Source organism: Bradyrhizobium sp. 31Argb, assembly GCF_043638955.1.
Classification (GTDB): domain Bacteria; phylum Pseudomonadota; class Alphaproteobacteria; order Rhizobiales; family Xanthobacteraceae; genus Bradyrhizobium.
In genome coordinates this window covers 1-1,833 of record NZ_JBEGDB010000556.1, presented here as the reverse complement: position 1 = coordinate 1,833, position 1,833 = coordinate 1, and the positions used below count along the sequence as shown (strand labels likewise).

The window sequence follows — 1,833 nt, the reverse complement described above, 5'->3', positions numbered from 1 at the left end:
GGCTTCCTCCTAAAAGAAAGCCTTGAATCACGTTCAATCTGATTTGAGAATCCCAAGAGTCCACACGGCCTAGAGGCCCGGGCGTTGATGCAGGTAGGTGCCATCGAACCCCGCCAAAGCCTCCAGCTTTTCGGGTTGGAGAAGGCGAAAGTTCGCTCGATCGACTGTCAGAAGCCCATCCCCCCGAAGCTCCTGCAGCACTCGGTTGACATGCACCGTCGACAAGCCGAGGCAGTCGCTAAGCACTGACTGCGTGACCGGTAGTTCAAATCCACCATCCTTGGCTCGGCCTACGGCTTCGAGCCTTCGGTAAAGCTCGATAAAAAGGTGCGTCATCCGGGCAGTTGCCGATCTGCGCCCGACATTGACGATCCATTCCCGGAAAATGGCCGCATCAATCAACGTTTCCCGCCAAAGAGCCGCTGCCACCTTCGGACGCTCCTTGCTCATTTGCCACATCGCGTCATGCGAGATGAATCCAAGGGTGCACGGCGTTAGCGCCACCAAGTCATGGTCCATGATCCCGAGGTGGAGGCTTTGCAGGTCGGGAATTTCGCCTGGGATGTGCAACGAAAGAATCTGCCGCTGCCCGTCGAAGGTCGTCTTCGAACGAAAGCCAAAACCCTCGGCGAGGAGGCAGCATTCTGTCGGACGAGCACCATCGGCCACGATCACCTCGAGCGCGCGGAGACTTTTGCTTCGGATTGGCAAATGCTGGATTGCCTGGATGTCGTCTCCATCCAAGGAGTTCGACATCGTCAATTTTGTGATGAGAGCAGTCGTCAAAATTCCCGTCATCGGCATCTCCAGACACGCCGGAACGGGCAGTTAAATACTGCTCCGGCCGAAACAGCGGGAGCGCTACACTCTCAGTCACCAGCGCCCTACGATCGTTGCCGGTGATGCAAGTTAACGCGGGCTAATAAATTGGTTCCCAGAATAAACAACTTAGTGCTCGCAAGGCCTGGAACGGGGAGCCTCCGGGATAGCCCGGGGTCGGTGCCGCTCCGCAGCAACGTGGTCGAGCGGGCGCCTCATTCGAAACGCCTCCTGTTCATAATGACAAGGCAGCTACCACAATGATGGCATTCACTAGATGCGAATAGCTTCACCGACTACGATCCGGCGGACCACGCACGCCAATGCCGGACGCGATCGCACTCGCTATGGCGTCCTGAAATTCGTTCGGCCCAACGGCCAGCCATCCCTTTTCTTTTGGGAAACCTATTAGTAGCCGCTGGATGGCACGTTCCGCATTGGACACCTTTTCTCGAAGTGCAAGCAGCTCTGCTCTCTTCTGTTCCAGCCTATCAACGGAGATGAGCAAGGATTGAAAATTATTCATCGACCCGGTTTTGTTGAAAACAACCATATGCGCCTCCCTTCTGGGAATAAATAGCATCTCGCACTTTGAGGAGTGATTCCTTTACCTGTGTTAGATGAACGCGAGACTCCCTGCCCGTCGTTCGCCGGCGCATCGAAGTGCGGGAAAGCTCGGCAGCTTTTAGGAACGATCAGGCTTGGCCGAGGTCAACTCGCACCGAGGGCAAAGGCTTCTGGCTGAATGCATAGCCCCGAGGAGGGTTAGTTTACCTGCCTACCCGATGGCGCATCCATGACCATTCACCGAATACATCTGATGACCAGCCTAAAGGAGCCGCTGAATGCAACGAGGGGCGTTGTGGGTGCCAAAAACTCGGGCCTATATTGCGAAAACGAAGACTGCAGAGAATTTATTTCATTGGCGGTCGGTACTGTGAAATGGACCCCGATTGTGGGACCACGTGCTTAGTTGGAAGGGGCTGCTCCGTTTGATAGACGGAGCGCATGATG

The 1,833-nt window shown here is 55.5% G+C and carries 2 protein-coding genes; both read right to left on the bottom strand.

Annotated features, from left to right (window positions below):
- Positions 1-69: 69 nt before the first annotated feature.
- The gene (locus tag AAFX91_RS41295) at positions 70-798 is read right to left on the bottom strand and encodes a Crp/Fnr family transcriptional regulator (protein WP_282531598.1); all 729 of its coding nucleotides are present in this window, start codon (positions 796-798) and stop codon (positions 70-72) included.
- A 310-nt stretch (positions 799-1,108) separates the two neighbouring features.
- Entirely contained in the window at positions 1,109-1,372 is a 264-nt protein-coding gene (locus AAFX91_RS41290; protein ID WP_282531599.1) for a hypothetical protein, read from the bottom strand.
- Between the last annotated feature and the right edge of the window lie 461 nt (positions 1,373-1,833).

What these genes read in the sequence shown, in the direction of transcription:
- AAFX91_RS41295 (WP_282531598.1), bottom strand. Translation starts at nt 798, where the DNA reads ATGACGGGAATTTTGACGACTGCTCTCATCACAAAATTGACGATGTCG.
- AAFX91_RS41290 (WP_282531599.1), bottom strand. Translation starts at nt 1,372, where the DNA reads ATGGTTGTTTTCAACAAAACCGGGTCGATGAATAATTTTCAATCCTTG.